Genomic DNA, 17,320 nt, shown 5'->3' with positions numbered 1-17,320 from the left:
CATTCGTCTGGAATTCTGCTATGCTATGCAACTTCCGTTTTTTAATACATATACGAGGCAGAGATGACGCAACAAAACGCTCAATCGACTTCTGAACAAGCCATTTCCGAAAACGATTTAATTGCACAGCGTCATGCCAAGTTAAAGCAGATTGAAGATCAAGCCAAACAAGCGGGCACTAGCCCATGGCCAAACACGTTTAAACGTGAACATTATGCGCAAGACTTACAAGATCAATTTGCAGACAAAAGCAAAGAAGAAATTGAAGCAGCAGGGCATGTTTATGTGTCTGTAGCGGGTCGTGTGATGTTGAACCGCGGTTCATTCATCGTGATCCAAGATATGACGGGTCGTATCCAGTTATATGTAGCGCGTAAAGAATTAGCACCAGAAACCTTAGAAACCATTAAGAGCTTAGATCTTGGCGATATTATCGCGGTGAAAGGTTATATTGGTCGTTCAGGTAAGGGTGACCTTTATGTGCATATCGAACATTTTGAGCTTTTAACCAAGTCACTTCGTCCACTTCCAGATAAATTCCATGGTCTAAACGATACTGAAGTTAAATATCGTAAGCGTTATCTTGACCTGATTGTGAACGAAGAAACACGTAAGACTTTTGAAATCCGTGCCAAAGTGGTTTCAGGCATTCGTGCGTTCTTAACTGAACAGCGCTTCATGGAAGTAGAAACACCGATGATGCATGTGATTCCAGGTGGAGCATCAGCGCGTCCATTTGAAACGCATCATAATGCTTTGGATATGCCGCTTTTCTTACGTATTGCGCCTGAGCTTTACTTAAAACGTTTGGTGGTCGGTGGTTTTGAGCGCGTGTTTGAAATTAACCGTAACTTCCGAAACGAAGGTGTTTCGACACGTCATAATCCAGAATTCACCATGATCGAATTCTATCAAGCTTATGCAGACTATAAAGACTTGATGGAACTTACCGAAAATATGCTTGAGCGCTTAGCGCTGGACATTTTGGGTTCAACTGATGTGCCTTATGGTGAAGAAGTGTATAGCTTCAAAGGGCCATTCAAGAAAATTTCAATGTTTGATGCCATTCTTGCACACAACCCACAGTTCACGCCTGAAAATGTCAATGACCGTGAATTCTTGGCAAAATTTGTACAAGAAGAGCTGAAAGAGCAGGTAAAACCAGGTTTTGGTCTGGGCAAACTTCAAACCATCGTATTTGAAGAAACTGTTGAAACTCAGCTACGCCAACCGACTTTCATTACTGAATATCCAGCTGAAACTTCGCCATTGGCACGTCGTAATGATCATAACCCACACATTACTGACCGTTTTGAGTTCTTTATTGGTGGTCGCGAGCTTGCGAATGGTTTCTCAGAGTTGAATGACCCGATTGACCAAGCTGAACGTTTCCAAGCTCAGGTTTCAGAAAAAGATGCAGGTGATGATGAAGCAATGCACTACGATGCAGACTTTGTTGAAGCACTTGAGTACGGCTTGCCGCCGACAGCGGGTGAGGGTATTGGTATTGACCGTTTAGTCATGTTATTCGCTAATGCAGCAAGTATTCGTGATGTGATTCTGTTCCCACACATGCGTCATAAAAACTAAGTTTGATATGAACTTAAAAAACCCGCATTGATTGCGGGTTTTTTATATTTTATGGATTAATCTCAAAGTAATTGGAATCCAAACTTTTTGTCTATAATGTTGATATATAAAACGAACAAGCCGGTCTGCATCTAGTGTTATTTTTAGTCTTCTAGATTGAGAGTTTGGTGAGTCATATACATAGAACCTAAATGAAACCGACTTTAGGTCTTTGTAAATGTATTGCCAAGCAGAAACATAGATGAAGAATCGAAGCGTGGAGGAGTGAGCAGGCTGAATACTTTGAATGAAGTTGATGTAATATTTGAGTTTATTTGGGGATATCTAATTGTTGAATAAAACTTATAGGGCTTATCAATTTTGTTTTATATGAGGTTTTTGCATATAAATATAATAAAACAAGCAATAGTGTGTATAACTAAATCTTTATAATGAATATATATTTTTAAAAGTGTAATAAGTACACGATTTTTGTGAGTTGGTGCTGTCAATGTCATTAAATGAGGAAAGACTTACTCATCTTAAACAGCTTGAAGCTGAGAGTATTCATATTATTCGCGAAGTAGCTGCTGAGTTTGAAAACCCAGTGATGCTTTATTCTATTGGTAAGGATTCAGCAGTGATGCTGCATCTGGCGCTCAAAGCGTTCTATCCTGCCAAGCTTCCATTTCCGCTTCTGCATGTAGATACGGGCTGGAAATTTAAAGACATGATTGCTTTCCGCGACAACATGGCAAAAACCCATGGCTTTGATTTGATCGTACATCAAAATAAAGAAGGGAAAGATGCGGGTATTAACCCATTTGACCATGGTAGCTCAAAATATACCGACATCATGAAAACTCAAGGCTTAAAACAAGCGCTTGATAAATACGGTTTTGATGCGGCATTTGGTGGTGCACGTCGTGATGAAGAAAAATCACGTGCGAAAGAACGTGTCTATTCATTCCGTGACTCGAAACACCGTTGGGACCCAAAAAACCAACGTCCTGAACTTTGGAATCTTTACAACGGTAAAGTGAACAAAGGTGAAAGTATTCGTGTATTCCCACTATCAAACTGGACTGAGCTTGATATTTGGCAATATATCTACTTGGAAAGCATTCCATTGGTTCCACTTTACTTAGCTGCAGAACGTCCTGTGGTTGAGCGTAGTGGTACCCTGATTATGGTTGATGATGAACGTATGCCTTTAAAAGAAGGCGAAGTTCCACAAATGAAATCGGTACGCTTCCGTACACTTGGTTGTTACCCACTTACGGGTGCAGTGGAGTCAACGGCAAATACCTTACCTGAAATTATCCAAGAAATGTTGCTTGCAACTAGCTCTGAACGTCAAGGTCGTATGATTGACCATGATGAGGCGGGCTCGATGGAGAAGAAAAAGCAAGAAGGTTATTTCTAAAATCTCCCCCTAACCCCTCTTTAGTAAAGAGGGGAGAACTCCCGAAAAAAATGGAGGAAAGTCCTCCTTTATCAAAGGAGGATTTAGGTAGATTTGAAGATTAAAAACCGATTTCTAAAGAATATGTGGAGTTTTGAGCAATGTCTCATCAATCAGAACTGATTAGCCAAGATATCTTGGGCTATCTAAAACAACATGAAAATAAAGACTTATTGCGTTTTCTGACTTGCGGGAGCGTCGATGATGGTAAGTCAACTTTAATTGGTCGTTTGCTTTACGATTCAAAATTGATTTATGAAGATCAATTGCAAGCAGTAACTCGTGACTCTAAAAAAGTCGGTACGACAGGCGATGCACCTGACTTAGCACTCCTTGTAGATGGTCTACAAGCTGAACGTGAGCAGGGTATTACCATTGATGTGGCTTATCGTTATTTCTCAACTGAAAAACGTAAGTTCATCATTGCCGACACGCCAGGACATGAGCAATACACGCGTAACATGGCAACGGGTGCGTCGACTTGTGACCTTGCGATTATCTTGATTGATGCGCGTTATGGTGTACAAACTCAGACACGTCGTCATACTTATATTGCAAGCTTACTGGGCATTAAGAACATTATTGTTGCGATTAACAAAATGGACTTGGTTGAATTTTCTGAAGCGCGCTTCAATGAAATTCAGAAGGAGTATGCAGGTTTTGTGGCGCAATTGGGTGACCGTAAGCCAAACAACATTATCTTTACGCCTATTTCAGCATTGAATGGTGATAACGTTGTCAATAAATCACCAAATACGCCATGGTACACAGGCGAAACTTTGATGGGTACGCTTGAGTCTGTGGAAATTAACCGCAGTTCGGTGACTAACGATTTCCGTTTCCCTGTGCAATATGTAAACCGTCCAAACCTCGACTTCCGTGGTTTCTGTGGCACGGTTGCGCTGGGTGATGTATCGGTAGGTGACAAAATCGTGGCTTTACCATCAGGTAAGTCGTCGACCGTCAAAGAAATTGTCACTTATGATGGTAATTTAGAGCGTGCTGTTTCAGGTCAAGCGGTAACCTTGACTCTGAATGACGAAATTGATATTTCGCGTGGTAACGTGCTTGTGCGTGCGGATCAAGCTGCGCCAGAAATTTCACGTTCGGTCAATGCCACTGTGGTTTGGATGGCAGATCAACCGCTGGTGATTGGTAAGTTGTACAACCTAAAAGTGGGTACGCAAACCGTTCCTGCAAAAGTCACTGCTATTAACTACCGTACCAATGTCAACACATTGGAAAAGGCACAAGTGGATAGCCTTGAGCTGAACGCCATTGCTAATGTCACTGTTGAGTTTGATGCACCTGTCGTATTTGATCGCTACCAAGACAGTCGTTATACAGGTTCGTTTATCTTCATCGACCGTTTAAACAACGTGACGATTGGTGCGGGTATGGTGGAAGAGTCTGTGGAATGGTCTGCGCATAGCAACCCTGTCACAGCGGAAGACCGTGCTGCACGTTTAGGTCAAAAACCTGCTGCGGTAACTGTCTCTGCGAAAGCTCTAGAAAATGCACAAGCACTTGAAAACTTATTGATTCAACAAGGTGTAGTTGCGATTGCGAAAGCGGGTCTAACTGCTGATCAGGTTGCACTAGTACGTGAAACAGGTGTGGTTGTGGTGACTGACCTTGTCGACGGTACAGATGTCGCATTCACTCAAGATGCGGTTGAAGAGCTAGCTGATAAAATTGTTGAATTGGTTCGTCTATAAGAGATTGAGCTGATTTGAAGGAACCCACCGTAAGGTGGGTTTTTTATTTCTATTTTAGATGAATAAATATTATTCAAATAAATAATGTGATATTTCAATAAAAATTCAATGCTATAGAATGCCTCTTTTGTAGAGGGGTATTATGAAAAAAATATTATTATTTATTGGTTTAACTTTAACTTTTGCTGCTGATGCTAAACACACTACGCAAAGTGATGAAGCGATTAAGCAAAAAATTATTCAACAATCGATACAAGCGTATTCGGGAAATTGTCCTTGTCCTTACAATACTGCAAGAAATGGAAGTCGGTGTGGTAAACGTAGTGCTTACAATCGAGTCGGTGGCGCTGCGCCACTGTGTTATCCAGAAGACGTGAGTGATCGTATGGTCAAAGAATTTAAAGGGCGAGCTTAATTTAAGTTCGATTTACAAGGCTTGGAAAATGAAAGAAAACCTGCGGAGATACAGGTTTTCTATTTTGGTGAGGGATTAGACAAGCTTCAATTATTAAGATTGTTAATCGATTGGTTTTGTTAGGAAGTCTCATTATCTTTGTTTAAGCGCTTTTTCAGTTTATTCACATAACGTTTAAATGGCCAAGTAAATTGCTTCACAAAACTGTTTGGAATTTTATAGCCGACTGTGCCATATACACTGGCCAAATGATTAGGCATGTAAATCGATTTAAAAATCACGTCATAAAGTGGAATAAAGGCTGCATAATTTTTATCAATCGCAGGCTTTTCAGAAGAATGATGCCAGTGATGAAATTCAGGTGTTGCGATTAGCCAGCGCAGATAGGGAAAGCGGAAACGCACGTTGGAGTGAATAAAAATGGCATGGAAAGAAATAAAGACCAAATAAGCAAAGACAGCAGACGTATGAAAACCTAACAAGAAAATTGGTAAGGTTGCGATAAAACGGGTCATTAACACTTCAACGATGTGTAAGCGTGAAGAGGCTAGCCAGTCCATTTGTTCCGTTGAATGGTGAATGGCATGAAAGCGCCATAAAAAATTCACTTCATGCATCGCACGGTGTAACCAATAGGTGGTGAAGTCCACCACAATCAATAACTCAATAAACTGCAACCAAATCGGTTGTGCCTGCATATAAGGCACAATCGGATTATTGGGAATATGTGTGATCCAATACTGAATAGGCATGACCGTTAAAAACGAAAAAAGCTGAATGCCAATATGGCTAAACATGAAATATTTCATGTCTGTGACCCAGCCAACGCGCAGAATTTTCTGTTCAGTGTTCTTTGCAAAGAATCCTTCAAGTGGTATGAAAACTAAAGCAAGGATGATTAAGGTAATAACGAAATAATCAAAACCTGCATAAAAGGGTAGGGCAGGCAATGTCGGTGCTTTGATCAGTCCACCGCCTAAAATAGCTGCTAAAATGGTGATACACAAACCATAAAAACCATATTTATTCTGTTTAATGATCGCACTATAGGTACCAAAACCAGCACTAATGACGATACCGAACAGTAGGGTATAGTAGAAAACATCATAGTGTTTGCTATATAGCGGGCGTAGCTCTGGTGTGGTGAGCACAGTGGGAAATAAAAAACATAAAGCAGCAAAAATACCCAAAAAGCCTAAGGAAACAGAAAGAAATGCACTGATCTTGCCTTGCCCAGCATTGAGTTGTAGGTTTTCAAATTTTTTTCTAAGTTGATCTGTCATTTTAATTTAATTCTGAATTTTAGGAGTTTTGTCAGAGTTCACTTGAGGGGGGGTGAACGTGAAAACAGAGGTTAAATTTTAGCGGTATTGCAACTGTTCAGCAATCTTATCTAAAAATATCAAGTAATCCTTCACATTTACCCATTTGATCTTAAATTTTGATGTTCTATTTCAGAATTTGAGGTTGCAATCATTAAAAAATTAATTAAGATATATCTTAATAATTTAAAGTTGTATCTTATGTATGTCTAAAGCACAAAAAGTTGAACCCTTTACTGATTTGGAAATAGTGCCAGTGTTACGTAAACAGCGCCTATTTGAAGCGGGTCAGATGAAACTTTTAGCCTTACATCTCATTTCATTCGCACCTAAATATGGCTATGACCTTATTAAAGAAATGAGTGAAATTGTGGGAGGGGGCTATTACCCAAGTGCAGGAACGATCTATCCAACCTTGAATTATTTGGAAGAGCAGCAGTTTGTTCAGGTCGCGTTAGATGATGCTGAACGTAAGCAATACCGTATAACGGCCTTGGGTTTGAAGCATCTTGAGGTTGAGCAAGCAAATGTGGAAAAGATTTTATCTCGTTTCGATACGCGTAAAAAAATTCAAAATAATGAACAATATCTTGACATTAAACGTGCGATGGAAAACCTCAAAGCTTCCTTAAAGCTCAAGATCCAATGCAGTGAGCTGAGCACTGAACAAATTCGTGTTATTGCAGAACAAATCGATCAAGCAGCGGTGAATATTGCACGTCTCTAGGAAAAACAGAATGAAACAACACACTTATGAAGTCACACTCAAACACATTGCAGATGCTCAAGGCAACCCATCGACCTATACCGATACTTTGAGTTTTAACAGTTACAACCACGACGATATTTTTAACGTGTTGCAGGTGATTCAATACAGTCAAATGCTGGATGATGAAGCAGCGAAATCATTTGTTGTTGGTTTAAAGCTCTTTAGTGAGGTGATGCTAGAGCATAAAAACCTTCCACTGTTTAAAAATTTTATGCCACATTTTGGGCAGTTTATGAAAGCTTTAAAACAAACCGTTAAAACGCAAAGCCAAAGCTAATTTTTATTTACTCAGGTCGATTATGTTCAACACGCTCCCCAAAATTCATATCAAACACTTAAATTGGTTAATGCCTTTATTGCTTTCAGGTCTGATGAGTGGTTCTATTTCTGGTTTTAACTTACTGTTAAATAAAGGCTTAGTGCATAATTTTTTCCATCTTTGGCTTAAAAGCTGGAGCTTATCTTGGTTGATTGCATTTCCTCTGATCATGGTGTTTTTGCCTTTGGTTCGTAAATTTCTAATGCAGTTTGTATCTTTGCCTGATCAGCCACGCAACTGAATAGCTGTGCTTTTCATCTGGCCCGAATCGTTCTAAGTAGTGTTTGAGAGGGATGTCGAGTGCAGTCGCAGCTTGCTTTTTTTATCAATGATCAGCGCTATCGCGCAGCAAAATAGTCTTCAGACTATACATAAGTAAGGTGTTATTCATTTCAATTTATTTCTATGATCAAATAGGTCTATTAAACTTGAAAAATATCGCAAGAGTTAGGAATAAATCATGTCACAAACAACGATGCAACAGGTCATTATTACAGAGCCGGGTGGTGTGGATAAGCTGGCATATGAAACAGTGGCGATCCCTGAAGCAAAAGCAGATGAGGTCCTGGTTAAGGTCCATGCGTTTGGTATTAACCGTCCAGATATTTTACAGCGTCAAGGTTTATATCCAATGCCGCCTGGGGTAACACAAGTACCGGGGCTTGAGGTTGCAGGTGAGGTCGTTGCAGTTGGAGCTGAAGTTACCCAGTTTAAAGTGGGCGATAACGTTTGTGGTTTGACCAATGGTGGTGGTTATGCAGAGTATTGCGTGGTTCCACAAAGTCAAACTTTACATATTCCAAAAAATGTAAGCTTTGTGGAAGCGGCGGCTATTCCTGAAACTTTTTTCACGGTTTGGGCCAATGTGTTTCAAATGGGTAAAGCCAAAGCAGGGGAAGTAGTGTTGGTACATGGTGGAACCAGTGGTATTGGCACCACCGCACTCATGTTATGTAAAGCATTGGGCATTAGAACCTTTGCAACCGTAGGCAGCGATGAAAAAGTACAAGCCATTGCGAATTTGACGGATGCCATCAATTATAAAACGCAAGACTTTGAACACGAGATCAATGAGAAAACGGATAATGCTGGTGTTGATGTCATTTTAGATATGGTGGGTGCACCGTATTTAGAAAAGAATTTGAACTTACTCCGCCGCGATGGACGTTTGGTTTATATTGCCTTTTTAGGGGGTGCAAAAGCCAAAGAGGTTAAGTTGGGGCAAATTATGATGAAGCGCTTAACCATCACAGGTTCGACCATGCGTGCACGAAATACCGCTGAGAAGGCTGAGATTGCACAAGGTTTACAAGATCATGTGGCACCGTTATGGGCCAAAGGCGATTGCTTGCCGATGATTTATCAAACTTTTGAGTTTGATCAGATTCAAGCAGCGCATGCCTGCATGGACACGGGTGAGCACGTGGGTAAAGTTGTGGTAACAATCCTGTAATATTTCTAGAGTATAAAAAGTAGAGCTGACATCATGTCGGCTTTTCTTTTGCCTAAAATTTTTCCAAAAAATAAAAATAATGTACTGAAAACAGAAAATAATTTCACAAAAATTAAAAAATGATAACTGTTCGACACAACCTGTCAAAACCGTGGTGTAAATTTGAAACTAAATTTAAACCTGACAAATTTACGTGGTTTTAAATGAAAAATAAAACAGAAAAGAGGGTTGTCATGAAAATTTTATCGACATCATATACACATGCGCATGGTTTCCGTGCGCTCAAGCGCTTGCATAAGGCGGTTATCTATAATAGTGTTTTACCTGATGAGTTACATAAGCTATATAAAGCTTTAATTCATTTTGAGCGTTATATAGAGCGTTTAGCGCATCAGCAAACTGTAGTAAAGAAGAAGAAATCTAAAAAACATTGATCGATTTTTTTTTGATAAAAACATGACATAGCTTGAAAGCTGACCGTTTGTCTTTTACTTAATATTATTCAGTGACTTATATTGAATATAATGCTTAGGCATTTAACTATAAATAAAGACACAACATTGATTGTGCAGCGAGGGCAATATGAAGCGTAAAGCTTCAACACATGAACGCCTTGCGGAGCGTTTAGCAAATATTTTGACTAAATTAAATACTGGGTATCAATTGGGGGTTGCAGAACTAGCACATGAATTTCAGGTGAGTACTCGGACAATAGAGCGAGATTTTGATCGTCTCAATACGTATTTACCTTTATTTCAAGATGAATATACCAAGAAGTACTTTTTAGATCCTGTTTATCTTGGGCGCTTTAAGCTACAAGACATTCAGAACTTTGCGCAGCTTTCTGGGATCAGTGAGCTCTATCCATCTATAGATATGTCTTTTTTACGTGGCCTGCTTGATGAGCGAGCGAATCAAGTGTTCTCTGCCAAAGGTTATTATTATGAAAATGCACAGCAATTTGCTGAACATTTTCAGGTTTTTGCGGGCGCGATTCATAAGCGTCAAAAAATCAGTTTTATTTATAATGATCGTTTACGCCATGTTGACCCGTATCGTTTAATTCATCATCAGGGAAGTTGGTATTTGGCCGCAGCTGTAACTGATGAATTACGTGCTTATCGTTTAAGTAAAATAGATCAAGTGGTTGTACATGAGTCGGAGCTTTTCGAGCACCATTTAGAAGTTTTGACCCAATTAGAGCTCAGTGAGGGGATTTGGTTTGCAAAGCATAAGCAAACGGTGAAAATATCGGTGCGACCTGAAGTTGCTTTATATTTTAAGCAACGTCTGTTATTGCCAGAGCAACAAATTGTACTAGAAGATGCATCGGGTGGTTTATTAATTGATTGTCAAATTTGTCATGAAATGCAACTTTTACCTTTGGTACGTTATTGGATTCCATACATTAAAATTATTGAGCCAGCTCATTTTCAAGAAAAATTAGAACAAGATCTGCAACATTACTTATTACCACCCTTATCGTGATAAACAAATGAGATATTACTTTTAAGAGAGTCAATGTGCTCTCTTTTTTTTGTGCATTGTATTGTGACACTTTTCTGTAGGCATAAAAAAACCAGCTTAACGCTGGGTTCTTTATATGCACCATACTTAGAAGTATAAGAATGGTGCCCGAGGCCAGACTCGAACTGGCACGCTTTGTGGGCGGGGGATTTTAAATCCCCTGTGTCTACCGATTTCACCACTCGGGCTTTAACAAGATGGAGGCGGAGGTCGGAATCGAACCGGCGTCCACGGAGTTGCAGTCCGCTGCATGACCACTCTGCCACCCCGCCGCGTCTTGTTGATGCGTATATTAGCAAGCTCTGAAAAAAAAACAATAGTGCTTTCATTCGTATGCGCATAAAAACAGCATATAGCGAAAAATATTTAAAATTATCATGTATTATGTGCAAAATTGATTCATATCAACACTTGGAGATGTGCCGTGGCATTAGTTTTAGATGGTCGTGCATTGGCAAAACAAATTGAAGCTGACTTGTTAACTCGCGTTGAAGCGCTCAAAGCAAAATCAGGTCGTACCCCAATTCTTGCGACTATTTTGGTGGGTGACGATGGCGCATCTGCAACTTATGTACGTATGAAAGGAAATGCCTGTCGTCGTGTTGGTATGGACTCACTTAAAGTTGAACTTCCAAAAGAGACCACCACTGAACAATTGTTGGCAGAAATTGAAAAACTGAATGCAAATCCAGATGTTCACGGTATTTTGCTTCAACATCCAGTGCCTGAACAAATTGATGAGCGTGCATGTTTTGATGCAATTTCTCTTGCAAAAGATGTGGATGGCGTAACTTGTCTTGGTTTTGGTCGTATGGCTATGGGTGAGTCAGCATATGGTTCTGCGACACCTGCAGGTATTATGACTATTTTGCAAGAAAACAATATAGAAATTGCTGGAAAGCATGCTGTTGTTGTAGGACGTTCTGCAATTTTGGGTAAGCCAATGGCTGCGATGTTACTTCAAGCCAATGCAACCGTAACGATCTGTCACTCACGTACTCAAAACTTAGCTGACTTTGTAAAGCAAGCCGATATTATCGTGGGTGCGGTTGGTAAGGCAGAATTGATTCAAAAAGATTGGATCAAACAAGGTGCAGTGGTTGTTGATGCTGGTTTCCATCCACGTGATGGTGGTGGTGTAGGCGACATTCAATTGGTCGGTATTGAAGAAGTGGCTTCTGCATATACACCAGTTCCAGGTGGCGTAGGTCCAATGACCATTACCACGTTGATTCGTCAAACAGTTGAAGCGGCTGAGAAAGCTTTAGGTTAATTTTTATAAGACTCTAAAATCAGTTTTACGTTGGTTTTGGAGTCGTGACATCGTCATTTGCTGCTGTTCGAGGCAGGACTAAATTCGATAAAAATGTTTCTGCGAAGCAGTAAATAAATGATGATTTCAGTCGAGTTCAGCAAATGGCAATGGTTTTCCTACTTTTGTCGAAACAAAAGTAGGTCGAACCGAAGGTTATGCATATCATGTGTCTTAATGTGTAAGACTCCGTCGTGCGTTTATTAAAAAATTCTACAAATATAAAATGTCCATGAGCTGTACTTTCCAATTCCCTAAAGCCCCAGATCATTTACTTCAAGCCTTGCATGAAGTGATTCCAAACTGTGAATTGCTTGCGCAACAGCTTCCTGAAACATCTATTTCTTTGTGGCTCATTCCTCCTGTATTTCCAACCGATAAACTGGATGATGAAATCATTCGCCGTATTTGGAATGAAACGCCATATTGGATCTTTTGTTGGGCGTCAGGTCTAGCCATGGCGCAGTGGTTACTGGCAGAGCCACATCATGTCAAAGATAAGGTGGTGTTGGATTTTGGCGCAGGTTCAGGAGTGGTGGCGATTGCAGCCAAAATAGCGGGTGCAAAACGTGTAATTTGTTGTGATATTGATGCAGTTAGTTTAGATGCTTGCCGTGCCAATGCGGAACTCAATAACGTAGAGCTAGAGTATTTGGATGATTTATATCAATCTGAACAGGTCGATGTTCTATTGGCTGCTGATGTTTTATATGACCAATGTAATCGTTTCTTTTTAGATGAGTTTTTAAAGTTTGCACCTGAGGTTTGGGTGGCAGATAGTCGTGTTAAAAATTTTAGTCATCCGCAATACATAAAGCTCGATGAGCGTAGTGCCACAACTTGGCCAGATCTAGATGAGTCGCCAGAATTTCGCAATGTGAGTTTTTATCGAACTTTGGATGTTCAAAAAGGGCACTAAGCCCTTTTTTATATATCAGAAGGTCTTAAGAGCAGGTATAGCGAACAACATGTAGTGTGCTTGGTCGTGCTTCAAGTGACTCGCGTGTTGCAAAGTTTTCACCTTGGTGTAAGTCGGGTGTATTGCTTAAGCCAAAAGTGGCACGGGTTTGACCAATTTGGCGGCCATATTCGGGAACATCTGCTGCAGTGTTTGGTATTTCATTAATACTTAAAATCGCCAATTTATAATTCTTTTGTGAACCTAAAACCTTTTGGCAAGCACGTTGTAATTTATTTTCATCAAGTTGCTGATTTTTACGAGCAGCAAGCGTATAAGCAAGGGTAGCGCTCGACGCGGATTGATGTTCAATTTGATAGCCAACATTGCCATTGTATTGGCGAGGCGTGCTTTGACATGCAGATACTGCTAAAACGATACAGCTTAAGCCTAAAAGTTTATACGTATTTTTCATATAAAAAGTTCCTAACATTATTCTTGTTCTTAGTATGCCATACGCGGGTGTAATTCACGATATTTCAATCGATCAAGTTTCGGCAAAAAATTTGATCAGACATAAAAAATGCCTTCATTTGAGAAGGCATTTTTTATGTCTAGTTTATTAGCTTACATACTTACTTAAGCATCAATGATCGGTAATCATGCTGTGCTTTTTGGTGTCTTTCATAAAGATGTAAGTCAGTAGAGATAAACCAATCATGAAGGTGATGTAGTAAAAGAAGTAGTTTTCATGTCCTGCATTTTTAAAACTCAACGCTACAAGCTCTGCTGTGCCACCAAAGATGGTATTTGCAATCGCATAAGGTAGGGCAACCCCTAGTGCACGAATATGTGCTGGAAAGAGCTCTGCTTTGACTACGGCATTAATCGCAGTATAACCTGTCACAATCACCATACCACTCATACATAGCATGAATGCGGTTGTTGGGCTGCTGGTTGAACCTAGACCGTTGAAAATTGGAATCGTGAACAGTACACCCAATACACCAAAAGTGATCATAATTGGTTTACGACCAATTTTATCAGACAGTGCGCCCACCACAGGTTGTAATAGCATGAAGACAAAGATTGCTGCTGTGGTGATCTCTGTTGCTGTGGTTTTCTCAAAACCTGAGGTGTTAACCAAGTATTTTTGTAAATACGTCGTAAATGTGTTGAATGCCAGCGTTCCACCCGCAGTCAGCATAATCACAGTGAATGCTTGCTTTGGATATTTGGTAAATAAAGCAAGTGCGCTAGATTTTGGGCCACCATTTTTAGCCTGTTCTTGTGCATCTTTTGAAGATTGGGTTTCAACCAAACCACGACGAATCCAGAACACCACAATGGCAAGTACAGCACCAATGAAGAAGGGAATACGCCAGCCCCATTCAGATAACTGTGCTTCGCTCATGGTGCGTTGTAAAATGATCAACACACACAGCGCCAAGAGCTGACCTGAAATGAGGGTCACATACTGAAAACTAGAGAAGAAACCACGATGGTTTTTGCCAGCCATTTCCGTTAAATAGGTTGCGCTTGAACCGTACTCTCCACCAACACTTAAACCTTGTAATAAACGGGCAAAGAGTAATAAGGCAGGTGCGAGCATACCCACACTGGCATAGGTCGGTGCACAGGCAATAATCAAAGATCCCACACACATTAAAGATACAGACAGGGTAAGACCTGATTTACGTCCTTTACGGTCTGCATAAATGCCCATGATCCACGCGCCAATAGGACGCATCAGGAAGCCCAGTGCAAAGACGGCAGCAGCTTGTAACAGTTTTACCGTGTCATCCCCTTCAGGGAAAAACTGTGGCGCGAAATATAAGGTAAATGCGGCATAGACATACCAGTCATACCATTCAACTAAGTTGCCAGCTGAACCACCGAGAATCGATTTTAAGCGGGTCTTTTTATCGATGCTTACTGGAGCAGCTTGGGGAGATAGATCAGTCACAAAAATTTCCCAAAGAGAAGTTCGGAAAATACATCTTTTAACTTTTTTAAGTAGAAAAAGTTAAAACAATATATTTTAAGATTAAACAAAAAATTCAGTTTCGTTATACGCCCCTTATCCTTGGACTTCATTCGACTTTAGTCTAAAAGTTGGTATGATTTATATGCTGTTAAGTTTTTCTAATGAATATCTTTATTTTAATGGGAAATTATCATTTTACTTATCTAAAACAAACTCTTGTGATTTTTTAATATGTGAATAGTAAATTAAAATACAAGGGGTTATAGTGCTTTTTTATTTTATGGTGAATGTTGATTTTTAGAAAAGAAAGTGTTTTTTAGCTTGGAAATTAGTCGATTTTTCACTGAATAGTCAAAATTAAAAATTAAATTGTAAAAATAGATGCGGTTATTAATTTATTTAGAATAACGAATTTTCTCTGATTTGACTGGCTTTGGAATATGACAAGGTTGGATTTTGATGTTAAGTTTAGCGTGAAGAACAAAAATAACACAATAACTCAACGAGAGAGGTGGATATGCAAGACACAGATGCCATTTATGATATTGCCGTTGTGGGCGCGGGCATCAATGGGGTGGGCATTGCAAACGATGCTGTAGGGCGTGGTTTAAGTGTTTTCGTCTGCGAAAAAGATGACTTAGCCAGTCATACGTCTTCAGCCAGTAGCAAGCTCATTCATGGTGGATTGCGTTATCTCGAACAAAAAGAATTTCGTTTGGTGCGTGAAGCGCTATTAGAGCGTGAAGTACTGTTAAAAAAAGCCCCACATTTGATTCATCCTATGCGTTTTATTATGCCGCATTTACCTTATTTACGTCCTGCATGGCTGATTCGTTCAGGCTTATTTATCTATGACTTTTTGGCAAAACGAGAAACATTAGAGGGCTCGGAGCTTGTTCATTTTAATGTCGACAGCCCATTAAAAGACACCATTAAACGTGGTTTCGAATATTCAGACTGTACTGTGGATGATGCGCGTTTGGTGGTGGTTAATGCAATCCAAGCACATGAGCTAGGGGCTCAAATTCGGACACAAACGCGATGTATTTCTGCAGTTCAGCAGGAGGGTGTGTGGTGTCTAACCTTAGAGCATCAAAAACAACACTACCAAATTAAAGCTCGAACTTTGGTTAATGCAACGGGTGCATGGGTCACAGATTTTATTCAAGATCAACTGTCCAAAACCCCAAAGGCAGGCATTCGATTGGTTCAGGGCAGTCATATTATTGTGAAGCGTTTATACCCGGAACCGCATGCGTTTATTCTACAAAATGATGATCAACGCATTGTGTTTGTAATTCCTTATTTAGATGATTACAGCCTGATTGGTACCACGGACGTAGAGTTTGAGGGTGATGCAAATTATGTCCACATTACCGAGCAGGAAACGGCTTATTTGATTGATGTGATTAATGATCATTTCAAGCTTCAATTACAGCAAGGAGATGTGATTTCAAGCTTTGCAGGCGTAAGGGCGCTGTATGATGATGCAAGTACCCAAGCCTCTAAAGTGACACGTGATTATGTACTGGCGATGTCTAAGCCTGTTGCGGATGAAGCGCCATTGTTATCTGTTTATGGTGGAAAGCTAACGACTTATCGCAAGTTGGCGGAAGCGGCTTTGCTACAGCTGAAACGTTATTTTCCACACATGAAAGCGGAATGGACGGCTGAGGCAAAACTCCCAGGTGCGGAAAGTTTTAGTTCAGTCGAGGTTTTATGTGCAGAGTTGATGCATGAAATCAAAGGGCTAGAGTCTCAAACAGCACATCGTTGGGCAAATAGTTATGGTAGTCGAGTGTGGCATATGCTCGGTGAGAACAAAGATGTACAAACTTTAGGGCAGTCTTTTGGCCATGGTTTGTATCAGCAAGAAGTGGATTATGTGGTGAAACGTGAGTGGGCCATCAGCAGTGAAGATATTTTAAAACGACGGACTAAACTGTATTTAAAATTTGATGCACTAGAAACTCAAGCTTTAGACATCTACTTGCAGGATTTACACCTGCGTCGTATGCAGGGGGATGCTGCATAGTGTGAAGTATGTGTAATGGCTACAGTTGATTTCGTTCTATTAAAAAAGCCGCTATCGCGGCTTTTTTAGATTTAAATTTCGATACCGCCGAGCTGTTTACAGTCTACAGGTGTCTTCCATTTTACAGCCGTTCCCCAAACGACTGGGCGGACAATACGCCAAGGCCAAAAGCCAAATCGTTGGCTGGCGTTATAGTTAATGACGACGTTACCACCGACTTGATGTGCACGTTCAGCAAAACGCGGATAGAGTTCAACCACGCTGCCATAAGTGCCTTTAGCGACTTTGATGCGCTTTTTGATTTCAAATTGAGTGGAATCAGGTGTGCCTTTGATTGCGCAAACATGAAGTGCTGGCTGAGTTGTTGCTACTTCTGTTTGAGCCATGACTAAGCTTGATAGGCCCAGTAAACCAATTGTGAGTGTGAGTTTTTTAAGCATGAATTACCCCTTGATAAATTTTTGTTGAGTTATAAAGTTTTAAAATTATAAATAGATTAAAAAAAGACCGCGTAAGCGGTCTTTTTTTGGC

The 17,320-nt window shown here is 40.2% G+C and carries 17 protein-coding genes and 2 tRNA genes; 13 read left to right on the top strand and 6 right to left on the bottom strand.

Annotated features, from left to right (window positions below; translation table 11 throughout):
- The first annotated feature begins 63 nt into the window (after nt 1-63).
- From lysS to AC4CU3_RS03100, 4 genes are all read left to right on the top strand, one after another.
- The gene (gene lysS / locus AC4CU3_RS03115) at nt 64-1,590 is read left to right on the top strand and encodes a lysine--tRNA ligase (protein WP_279044573.1); all 1,527 of its coding nucleotides are present in this window, start codon (nt 64-66) and stop codon (nt 1,588-1,590) included.
- Between the two features lie 490 nt (nt 1,591-2,080).
- A complete protein-coding gene (gene cysD, locus AC4CU3_RS03110; RefSeq protein ID WP_004694369.1) occupies nt 2,081-2,995 on the top strand; it encodes a sulfate adenylyltransferase subunit CysD in 915 nt (304 codons plus the stop codon).
- 140 nt (nt 2,996-3,135) lie between these two features.
- Complete coding sequence (cysN, locus tag AC4CU3_RS03105) at nt 3,136-4,752, top strand: sulfate adenylyltransferase subunit CysN (protein WP_490737982.1); 1,617 nt, start codon at nt 3,136-3,138, stop codon at nt 4,750-4,752.
- Between the two features lie 142 nt (nt 4,753-4,894).
- Nucleotides 4,895-5,167 (top strand): hypothetical protein, encoded by a 273-nt coding sequence (locus AC4CU3_RS03100; RefSeq protein ID WP_279044578.1) that lies wholly within the window; start codon nt 4,895-4,897, stop codon nt 5,165-5,167.
- 119 nt (nt 5,168-5,286) lie between these two features.
- On the opposite strand, the gene AC4CU3_RS03095 is transcribed toward AC4CU3_RS03100, so the two are convergent.
- Nucleotides 5,287-6,450 carry a sterol desaturase family protein gene (locus AC4CU3_RS03095; protein ID WP_279044580.1) on the bottom strand — a complete coding sequence of 388 codons (1,164 nt, stop codon included), beginning with the start codon at nt 6,448-6,450 and terminating at the stop codon, nt 5,287-5,289.
- A 244-nt stretch (nt 6,451-6,694) separates the two neighbouring features.
- Between AC4CU3_RS03095 and AC4CU3_RS03090 the strand changes: the two genes are divergently transcribed.
- From AC4CU3_RS03090 to AC4CU3_RS03065, 6 genes are all read left to right on the top strand, one after another.
- Nucleotides 6,695-7,216, top strand: a complete 522-nt coding sequence (locus tag AC4CU3_RS03090) for a PadR family transcriptional regulator (protein WP_279044582.1) — start codon at nt 6,695-6,697, stop codon at nt 7,214-7,216.
- A 10-nt stretch (nt 7,217-7,226) separates the two neighbouring features.
- Nucleotides 7,227-7,535 (top strand): DUF3861 domain-containing protein, encoded by a 309-nt coding sequence (locus AC4CU3_RS03085; protein ID WP_279044585.1) that lies wholly within the window; start codon nt 7,227-7,229, stop codon nt 7,533-7,535.
- A gap of 22 nt (nt 7,536-7,557) precedes the next feature.
- Nucleotides 7,558-7,818, top strand: a complete 261-nt coding sequence (locus tag AC4CU3_RS03080) for a DUF2798 domain-containing protein (RefSeq protein ID WP_004694355.1) — start codon at nt 7,558-7,560, stop codon at nt 7,816-7,818.
- A 219-nt stretch (nt 7,819-8,037) separates the two neighbouring features.
- Nucleotides 8,038-9,030 (top strand): NAD(P)H-quinone oxidoreductase, encoded by a 993-nt coding sequence (locus AC4CU3_RS03075; RefSeq protein WP_279044590.1) that lies wholly within the window; start codon nt 8,038-8,040, stop codon nt 9,028-9,030.
- Nucleotides 9,031-9,233: 203 nt separating this feature from the next.
- Nucleotides 9,234-9,464 carry a hypothetical protein gene (locus AC4CU3_RS03070; protein ID WP_406935408.1) on the top strand — a complete coding sequence of 77 codons (231 nt, stop codon included), beginning with the start codon at nt 9,234-9,236 and terminating at the stop codon, nt 9,462-9,464.
- A gap of 148 nt (nt 9,465-9,612) precedes the next feature.
- Nucleotides 9,613-10,518 carry a WYL domain-containing protein gene (locus tag AC4CU3_RS03065; RefSeq protein WP_279044593.1) on the top strand — a complete coding sequence of 302 codons (906 nt, stop codon included), beginning with the start codon at nt 9,613-9,615 and terminating at the stop codon, nt 10,516-10,518.
- Nucleotides 10,519-10,659: 141 nt separating this feature from the next.
- Here AC4CU3_RS03065 and AC4CU3_RS03060 read toward each other — a convergent pair.
- Nucleotides 10,660-10,745 (bottom strand) — tRNA-Leu (locus AC4CU3_RS03060).
- Nucleotides 10,746-10,755: 10 nt separating this feature from the next.
- Nucleotides 10,756-10,829: transfer RNA gene (locus AC4CU3_RS03055), tRNA-Cys, on the bottom strand.
- A 152-nt stretch (nt 10,830-10,981) separates the two neighbouring features.
- On the opposite strand from AC4CU3_RS03055, the gene folD reads away from it, so the two are divergent.
- Together folD and AC4CU3_RS03045 are read left to right on the top strand one after the other, a co-directional pair.
- A complete protein-coding gene (gene folD / locus AC4CU3_RS03050; protein ID WP_279044596.1) occupies nt 10,982-11,830 on the top strand; it encodes a bifunctional methylenetetrahydrofolate dehydrogenase/methenyltetrahydrofolate cyclohydrolase FolD in 849 nt (282 codons plus the stop codon).
- 271 nt (nt 11,831-12,101) lie between these two features.
- Nucleotides 12,102-12,788, top strand: a complete 687-nt coding sequence (locus AC4CU3_RS03045; protein ID WP_279044598.1) for a class I SAM-dependent methyltransferase — start codon at nt 12,102-12,104, stop codon at nt 12,786-12,788.
- 25 nt (nt 12,789-12,813) lie between these two features.
- Here AC4CU3_RS03045 and AC4CU3_RS03040 read toward each other — a convergent pair whose 3' ends face one another.
- Both AC4CU3_RS03040 and AC4CU3_RS03035 read right to left on the bottom strand, forming a co-directional pair.
- On the bottom strand, nt 12,814-13,242 hold the full coding sequence (locus AC4CU3_RS03040; protein WP_058869220.1) for a hypothetical protein: 429 nt from the start codon (nt 13,240-13,242) through the stop codon (nt 12,814-12,816).
- A gap of 171 nt (nt 13,243-13,413) precedes the next feature.
- Nucleotides 13,414-14,733, bottom strand: coding sequence for an MFS transporter (locus AC4CU3_RS03035; RefSeq protein ID WP_062034098.1), 1,320 nt, complete (start codon nt 14,731-14,733; stop codon nt 13,414-13,416).
- 538 nt (nt 14,734-15,271) lie between these two features.
- Between AC4CU3_RS03035 and glpD the strand changes: the two genes are divergently transcribed.
- On the top strand, nt 15,272-16,789 hold the full coding sequence (gene glpD / locus AC4CU3_RS03030; protein WP_279044603.1) for a glycerol-3-phosphate dehydrogenase: 1,518 nt from the start codon (nt 15,272-15,274) through the stop codon (nt 16,787-16,789).
- A 71-nt stretch (nt 16,790-16,860) separates the two neighbouring features.
- Here glpD and AC4CU3_RS03025 read toward each other — a convergent pair whose 3' ends face one another.
- Nucleotides 16,861-17,229, bottom strand: a complete 369-nt coding sequence (locus tag AC4CU3_RS03025) for a hypothetical protein (protein ID WP_078390144.1) — start codon at nt 17,227-17,229, stop codon at nt 16,861-16,863.
- Nucleotides 17,230-17,320: the final 91 nt, after the last annotated feature.

This window comes from Acinetobacter sp. 802_lipA (genome assembly GCF_058242885.1).
Note: the sequence above shows the minus strand (reverse complement) of the source record. Positions and strands in the feature narration are given on the sequence as shown.

Excerpts from the sequence above, each read along its gene's own strand:
- lysS (WP_279044573.1), top strand. The coding sequence starts at position 64 with ATGACGCAACAAAACGCTCAATCGACTTCTGAACAAGCCATTTCCGAA.
- cysD (WP_004694369.1), top strand. The coding sequence starts at position 2,081 with ATGTCATTAAATGAGGAAAGACTTACTCATCTTAAACAGCTTGAAGCT.
- cysN (WP_490737982.1), top strand. The coding sequence starts at position 3,136 with ATGTCTCATCAATCAGAACTGATTAGCCAAGATATCTTGGGCTATCTA.
- AC4CU3_RS03100 (WP_279044578.1), top strand. The coding sequence starts at position 4,895 with ATGAAAAAAATATTATTATTTATTGGTTTAACTTTAACTTTTGCTGCT.
- AC4CU3_RS03095 (WP_279044580.1), bottom strand. The coding sequence starts at position 6,450 with ATGACAGATCAACTTAGAAAAAAATTTGAAAACCTACAACTCAATGCT.
- AC4CU3_RS03090 (WP_279044582.1), top strand. The coding sequence starts at position 6,695 with ATGTCTAAAGCACAAAAAGTTGAACCCTTTACTGATTTGGAAATAGTG.
- AC4CU3_RS03085 (WP_279044585.1), top strand. The coding sequence starts at position 7,227 with ATGAAACAACACACTTATGAAGTCACACTCAAACACATTGCAGATGCT.
- AC4CU3_RS03080 (WP_004694355.1), top strand. The coding sequence starts at position 7,558 with ATGTTCAACACGCTCCCCAAAATTCATATCAAACACTTAAATTGGTTA.
- AC4CU3_RS03075 (WP_279044590.1), top strand. The coding sequence starts at position 8,038 with ATGTCACAAACAACGATGCAACAGGTCATTATTACAGAGCCGGGTGGT.
- AC4CU3_RS03070 (WP_406935408.1), top strand. The coding sequence starts at position 9,234 with ATGAAAAATAAAACAGAAAAGAGGGTTGTCATGAAAATTTTATCGACA.
- AC4CU3_RS03065 (WP_279044593.1), top strand. The coding sequence starts at position 9,613 with ATGAAGCGTAAAGCTTCAACACATGAACGCCTTGCGGAGCGTTTAGCA.
- AC4CU3_RS03045 (WP_279044598.1), top strand. The coding sequence starts at position 12,102 with ATGAGCTGTACTTTCCAATTCCCTAAAGCCCCAGATCATTTACTTCAA.
- AC4CU3_RS03040 (WP_058869220.1), bottom strand. The coding sequence starts at position 13,242 with ATGAAAAATACGTATAAACTTTTAGGCTTAAGCTGTATCGTTTTAGCA.
- glpD (WP_279044603.1), top strand. The coding sequence starts at position 15,272 with ATGCAAGACACAGATGCCATTTATGATATTGCCGTTGTGGGCGCGGGC.
- AC4CU3_RS03025 (WP_078390144.1), bottom strand. The coding sequence starts at position 17,229 with ATGCTTAAAAAACTCACACTCACAATTGGTTTACTGGGCCTATCAAGC.